The organism is Psychrobacter sp. ENNN9_III, assembly GCF_001462175.1.
Classification (GTDB): domain Bacteria; phylum Pseudomonadota; class Gammaproteobacteria; order Pseudomonadales; family Moraxellaceae; genus Psychrobacter.
The window spans coordinates 1-7,166 of record NZ_LNUO01000131.1; the positions used below are offsets into that span (position 1 = coordinate 1).

Annotated in this window: 6 protein-coding genes; 5 read left to right on the forward strand and 1 reads right to left on the reverse strand. The window is 39.7% G+C overall.

Translation table 11 applies throughout. The annotated features are described in order from the left end of the window. The first annotated feature begins 663 nt into the window (after positions 1-663). The 5 genes from PENNN9_RS08040 (at position 664) to PENNN9_RS08060 (ending at position 6,505) form a co-directional block, all read left to right on the forward strand. Positions 664-1,188, forward strand: coding sequence for a spore coat protein U domain-containing protein (locus PENNN9_RS08040; RefSeq protein ID WP_058369182.1), 525 nt, complete (start codon positions 664-666; stop codon positions 1,186-1,188). Between the two features lie 79 nt (positions 1,189-1,267). Next, positions 1,268-1,954: a molecular chaperone gene (locus tag PENNN9_RS08045; RefSeq protein WP_082638043.1), complete on the forward strand. Its 687-nt coding sequence runs from the start codon at positions 1,268-1,270 to the stop codon at positions 1,952-1,954. Then, positions 1,905-4,457: a fimbria/pilus outer membrane usher protein gene (locus PENNN9_RS08050; protein WP_058369183.1), complete on the forward strand. Its 2,553-nt coding sequence runs from the start codon at positions 1,905-1,907 to the stop codon at positions 4,455-4,457. The genes PENNN9_RS08045 and PENNN9_RS08050 overlap by 50 nt, the downstream gene beginning before the upstream one ends. Further along, positions 4,457-5,476 (forward strand): spore coat protein U domain-containing protein, encoded by a 1,020-nt coding sequence (locus PENNN9_RS08055; RefSeq protein ID WP_058369184.1) that lies wholly within the window; start codon positions 4,457-4,459, stop codon positions 5,474-5,476. The genes PENNN9_RS08050 and PENNN9_RS08055 overlap by 1 nt, the downstream gene beginning before the upstream one ends. Before the next feature lie 348 nt (positions 5,477-5,824). After that, positions 5,825-6,505 carry a DUF421 domain-containing protein gene (locus PENNN9_RS08060; RefSeq protein ID WP_058369185.1) on the forward strand — a complete coding sequence of 227 codons (681 nt, stop codon included), beginning with the start codon at positions 5,825-5,827 and terminating at the stop codon, positions 6,503-6,505. 3 nt (positions 6,506-6,508) lie between these two features. Here the strand turns inward: PENNN9_RS08060 and PENNN9_RS08065 are convergent, their stop codons facing one another. Next, positions 6,509-6,991: a CinA family protein gene (locus PENNN9_RS08065; RefSeq protein WP_058369186.1), complete on the reverse strand. Its 483-nt coding sequence runs from the start codon at positions 6,989-6,991 to the stop codon at positions 6,509-6,511. Positions 6,992-7,166 lie beyond the last annotated feature (175 nt).

Below are 7,166 nucleotides of genomic sequence, written 5' to 3' on the forward strand. Positions count from 1 at the left end.
TGTAAAATATGGGCTGTGGCGGAAAGTTCTTTCGTGACACTCTATGATAATGAAAATTTACTTATCTTTAAGACATCTAAAAAGTTAAATAATACTTTGTACTGCATACCTTAGTTATACAACAGCACTCCTTACATTAATATCGCTACCTGCAAATCCCATTAAAAACTCCTTTTTACAACATTTTATTTTCTTACTCATGGCAAAAACCTAAACAAGCAATTAACCTACAAATTTATCTTTGCAGTTTTCTCAGCGAATTCAAATTTCAGGTGCATCGGTTTAGTTATATATAAAAGATAAAGGGTATATGAGGGGTATTATTATCAAAAATATATTCAAATTGTTTTCTGGTCATCATTTATGATATTAATCATGCTAATAATCTACTATAAACAAAAGACGAATAATAACTGAAAATTTTAGTATGCAAGTGTACACAGATTACATTACAATATAGACACAAATAGCAAGATATAATGCTTTTTTGTATATTTATTAAACTAAATATATGTTATTCGTACTTTTAAAGTATATTAATTGTACTATAAGGTTACAGTAAGGTAATGAGTAAATTACGATTGCAAATGAAATAAATAAACAATTATTTGCTTTTATATATTATTTTTATACCACGAAATTTATGATATCTGGAGATTTACCATGCAATTTAAGAAATTTGCTAAAACCGCGACCTTATTTCTATTCGGTAGCGTAGCTGCTGTTACTAGTGCGAATGCTGCTTCCAGCCCTGCAACCAGTAGCTTTGACGTTAATATGGAGGTTGAGTCTATATGTACTATAAGTGCAGCACCTCTAGCTGTTAAACTTAATAATACTCAAGCAGGCCAAGCGACTGCAGCAGTAACACAATCTACTGATTTAACTGTAAATTGCTCCAAAGGTAACTCTGCTACTATTAGCTTAATACCATCATCAACTAAAAGCGTCAATGGTACTGGTAATTTAGGAAATTCAGAACTTGCAGGAGAACTAATTGCTTATAAGTTGACTTCTGGCTCAGCTGAAGGCGCTGCCTGGGGAGGTACTGGTAATACACTTACTACTACTGCGGCAACTGAATATAAGACTGGTATTACTAACACTATATATCTAACAGTGACTGATGACGCTGACGTGAAACCTGGTGTTTACAGTGACACTATTAACGTATCAGTAGCTTATTAATACTATGTTAGCTCTTCGGTTATGTCGTATAGTACGCCCAACTCTGTTTGTAGGAGCTATACTTTATTCTGGTATGGCAATGGCAGCTGGTCTTCAAGTCTCTCCTATCTCTTTAAGCTTACAAGCTCGAGAGAATGCTAGTGGTTTGACACTAAGTAACTCTAGTAATCATGTGATAAACGCACAAGTGCGGATACATCGATGGATGCAAGACGATACAGGTGATCAACTCATTCCTTCGCGAGAGTTATTAGCGAGTCCACCTATGACAGAGCTAAAACCAGGTGAGCAGCAGTTGGTGCGTATTATCCGTGCCAAAGCACCGCCACAAGGTACAGATGCTGTAGAGGGTTCTTATCGGATTTTGATTAATGAGATACCAGTCAAATTACCAGAACAAACGAGTGGCCTACAGTTCGCTTTAAGCTACTCACTACCAGTGTTTGTGCAGCCCTTAGGGGTCAACAAGACGAGTCCGCAGTTGCAGTGGAGTATGCATCCGCAGCCGAATAACGAGCAGGTCAAAATACGTGTTAGTAATCTTGGTAATGGGCATGCAAAACTGTCTGGTCTGAGTTTTGTTGACACAGCTGGCAATAGCCTAGATCTCCATCAAGGTTTGCTAGGGTATGTGTTACCCGGTGCAACTATGTATTGGACACTGAAAATATCATCCTCTGCTCTAATATCAGGGGGTACATTCAAGGTTATACTGAATGGTACAAAGACGACACCCGACGTCACATTGGATAATACTGCTCGCTAAAATCCTTTTTTTACAAAGTATTGCAGTTTCTACTATCCACGCTGCGGTTCTAACTGAAGGTATCTCTGCTAGCAGTGTCGTTAAAGACACTGCTTTTTCATCTAAACCCCCTATGAATACCTTAGTTTCCAATACCAACGATTTACATAGTAACGATAATAAACTGGTACAGCCTGATACGAAGCGCTATAACCCTAACGATAATTCTGGATTGGATCTGTATTTGGACGTTACGCTAAATGGCGCAAGTAAGGGTCTGATTCACTTTGTCTACCATGACGACCGCCTTTGGGCAACTACTGCTGTCCTACAACAAATGGGCTTTATCTTACCACAAGATGTTAACGATACTATTCCACTCAAGAGTTTGCCTGACCTCAAGATTGATTATGACATGCGTCAGCAATCGCTTGAGCTTATCGCACCTCTTAATATGCTCAATTTAGATACTACTATACGTAATACGCGGACTAACAAGCGTCCGATACCAACCGTATCACCTGGTCTTCTATTGAACTATAATATTCATGCCACTCAAAACCATCACAATGCCAAAAATCTAAGCGCTTATACTGAATTGCGCGCGTTTAACGCTCACGGTGTAGTTAGTTCTACTGCTTTAACTACTGGCAATCGTTCTGCTGATAGTGTCAGTCTTGACGGTGAATGGAAAGGTCAAACGGTAAGGTTAGATACGAGCTGGAGTCAGTCGTTCCCTGACAAGTTACTGACAGTTCGTGCAGGTGATATTCTCACAGGTGCACTGTCTTGGACGCGTTCTACACGTTTGGGAGGTCTGCAGATTGGTACCAATTTTGATCTACAACCCTATCGATCAACCACACCTTTGCCGTCATTTTTTGGGTCAGCTACCTTACCTTCAGAGGTAGAGTTGTATGTCAATGGTCTTGAACACTATAGCGGCCAAGTACCCGCAGGTCCTTTTGAGCTAAAAACTGCGCCCAGCATTAGTGGAGCCGGTACTGCTCAACTAGTGGTGACAGATGCACTAGGTCAGAGCACGACTCTTAATTATTCTTTATATGATACTCATCGTTTGCTACAACCAGAATTACTTGACTGGTCACTAGAACTTGGAGCAGTTCGTGAAAGTTATGGGATTGAGTCTTTTGATTATGGTGACACTATTGCTGCCAGTGGTACATTGCGTTATGGAGTAAGCAATAATTTTACCGCAGAAGCCCATGCCGAGGTGGTTCATGGCCTTAGCAATGCAGGTATTGGTGGGACTTGGCTACTAGGTCGCGCAGGTGGTATTTTGTTTGCTTCGATAGCTAGTAGCGACAGTCAGGGAGAGGACGGTATACAATATAGTACCAATTATTCTTGGAATAACAATAGATTTAGTATGGGTTTTAATGCATTGGGTACTCATGGAGTGTACCGTGATGTAGGCTCACAGTATGGCGCTGCGCCTGTAAGACGTAGTGAGCAAATCTCAACTGGCTATAGCTCACCGTCCCTAGGAAGTTTTGGGCTAAGTTACAATCAGACTACCCAGGCTGAGATGGAGTCTACAAAATTCGTTAGTGCCTATTGGTCTAAAGCCTTTGGTAAAGGCTTGAGCCTAAACATGAATTACAATCATGATCTCAATCATTCTGCTAATAGTAATATTTCCATTGGGGCCTCTTTATCTCTGGATCGCAATATGTCGATAAGCAGTAGTATGCAACACACAGACGAGCATAATGTCGTGATTGCTGATATTTCAAAATCAGTCAAAAGATCAGGTGGTATTGACTGGCGCGCGCAGGTAAGGCGTAGCGCAGCTACCAACTCTGCTACACTTTTAGATAAAAATATAGAAAATTATAATAGTGTTAGTGCGTTGGCTGAGCTAAGTTATCTTGGGCGATACGGACGGGTACAAGGTGGAATCAGCAGTATTGATAGTCAGTATGCTACTTATGCCAGTGGTATAGGATCGTTAGTGATGATGGGCGGTGGTATATTCCCTGCTCGCCAAATTGATAATGGTTTTGCTGTAGTATCTACAGGGGATATCGCTAACGTGCCTGTCCTGTTACAAAATAACCCCGTCGGTACTACCAACAAACATGGACTATTACTAGTAACGTCACTTAATGCCTATCAAAACAATAAAATTGGTATTGACCCTATGCAGTTGCCTGCTGATACGCGTATCAATAAAGTGAATATTGAAGCAGCGCCAATGGATCGCACAGGAGTCATGGTAGTCTTTGATATTGCACCGGTCCGCTCCGCAACTATTATTTTAACAGACAGCGCGTATCAACCGATTGCGCTTGGTAGTCAAGTAAAAATTCTATCTAATGAGGATGCGCCAACGTCAGTGATAGGTTTTGATGGAGAAGTATATCTAGACACTTTAGGGGAGGACAATATACTGGAAGTTACTACGCCTTCTGATGGTATCTGTACAGTGAAATTTCATTACGCCAAGCAAAGTGACGAGATTCCGCTTATCGGTCCTCTTGTCTGTCATAAGGTACAATAATGTTACGACTTCAACGGTATTACATATTACTTATAGTATTAGTTATTTTTTTCTTAACTAAACCTGCAACCACATTCGCTGATATTGGTTCTGGACCCATTAGCTGTACCCGATCAGGTAGTGCGAACAATATCAACAGTTTAAATTTTGGGGTGGTTGATCCTTTATCCAGCCCAGCTACGACTTCGGCAACCCTTAATTATGAATGCAAAGGAAGTGAGGGACATGATTCAACTGCACGAATCTGCTACACTTTTGGACCTTTAAACTCCAACCATCCCTACTATGAACTACTCGGACCAAGTAACTCATTATTAGCTTTCAATTTATTCTCCGATCCAAACTTCACACAGCCAATTACAGATGATGAACCGCTCCAACTGGTGTTGACGGGAAGTAACAGCACGACTATGACTGGTAGTATTACGGTATATGCTCAGACTGTTGCTGGACAACCCCAGCTTATTCCAGGTAATTATACGCTTCAGAACCAAGTGTTTATGACAGTCAATTCAACAGAGGGAAGAAGTGCCCCAGCCAATTGTATTGCCGTAGACAGCTCAGCTTCAACCTATGAGTTCCCGTATAATAGTAAGGCTTCTGTTAATGCGCACTGTGCCGTTACTACAACGGGAGCTTTAGATCTTGGTAGAGTTACTGCGACCACTACACCTATCTTAGGATCGGCGTCTAATCTTATCAATGTCACCTGCACCAATGAAACATCCTACAACATTGGTTTAGCTCCTTCTATGTACAACGGTGTAGTAAATAATAATGGTGTTGGAGTCTTGAGAGGAACCAGAGACAACGTTGATGTGGTACGTTATCAACTCCAATCAAATGGAGGTGGTGCAGTATGGGGCAACAATGGTAACACCTATGCTACCTTAACCAATGGTGTCATAGGTCAAGGTAATGGCGCCGCGCAATCACATACTGTATACGTAACTGTACCAAATACTGATGTAAAGCCTGATAGCTATTCTGACATAGTTACTATTAATGTGAATTATTAAACACTACTTACAGTCTAATGTATATTGTTAAACCCTAAATAAATATGTTTATTAATATTAATAGTAGATTGTTAAAAGACAAAGTACTGGTTGTAGAATCAAACTTTCTAAGACACCTTTAGAAATGCTATATGATTAAATACGAGTTAACCAAATTCAGCTTGTTATAAAAAATCTCCAGTTTAACCACTGGTTTTTTTGTATCTGTAGAATACGAGCTGTAGTGAAAATTTTTTAAAGGTTGACAGTACTTAAACTTAGTTAACAACAAACTTACGCTAGCATATCTAAGAAGCAGTTATCTCGTATTTGAATAAATGAATGTTTAAAAAACAAAGGGAGAGCAAAATGGACTGGATAAGTATTTTTATTTATGACACAACATGGTCTTTTGCAGTAGAAATAACCATACGTACTATAATCATGTTTAGCTTGATTGTTTTGTTGTTACGAAGTACTGGCAAACGCGGTATTCGTCAACTCACTATTTTTGAGTTAACTATGATTTTGGCACTGGGTTCTATCGCTGGTGACCCAATGTTTACTGAAGATTTGCCACTTATTCAAGCAGCGCTCATCATGAGCCTCGTCCTACTTCTCTATAGACTTTGTACTTGGTTTACTACAAAGCACAAGCTCTTTGAGCTTTTATTAGAAGGTAAGCCTACCTATATCGTAGAAAATGGTTTGTTGATACTTGAAGATGTTGAAAAAGGTAAAATGTCGCACGATGAATTTTTTACTGAAATGCGTCAACAAGGCGTGCGTCACCTAGGACAAGTAGAGGTAGGCTTGCTCGAAACAGATGGTGAATTTAGTGTATTGTTATTTCCACACGATGAAACGCAGTATGGACTGCCTATTTTTCCTAAAGAGTTTCAGGTAGCGAAAGTGATAGAAGATGGACATCCTTATGCCTGTATGCATTGTGGCTATGTGCAACATATCTCAGCGCTAAATGAAGTATGCAACCGTTGCTATCATTCAAAAGGTTGGGCGAAAGCGCTTAATAACAAAATCGTGAACTAGTCATTAGTGATTGTTTACAATATCAATAATGCTCTTACAAATAAGGCTATTTATGCTGCGTAGTTTTTGCTCAGGTGGCCCATCACATAAGCTGCGAAAATCATATACTTCATCCTTATAGCCAATACAATAAAAAAAGGTACCAACAGGCTTTTCTTCGGTTTCAGAGCCTCCTTTTTTTAGCAGTCCGGTACAAGCGACATGTAAGTCTGCATCAAACATCGTTTTAGATTTATTGACGAGCTCTTGCGTGACTTCTGATGATTCAGGAGTACAATCATCAATTAACTGGCTGGATATATTCAATACATTCTTTTTTATTGAGACGTCATAGCATACCAGTCCACCCATTAACACATCGCCTGAATACGGACACACAGAGAACCGATGCGATAAATATCCAGCGGTCGCGCTTTCAATAAAGACAATAGTCAGTTGTTTATCCGCTAACACTTTTGCACAGCTATCAGACACAACACCCTCCATTAGTACAATCAGAACCAATCCCGAATATTACAGTACTATTCCATTTGAAAATCAATCTATGTCGTGATTGGATTGCGTAACAATACGTCTTCCATTTTATCGTCGCATAGCACTGGTAATGGCATTAATATTCAACGCACAAAGTAAAAAAGACTGCATCATATATCAATGCAGT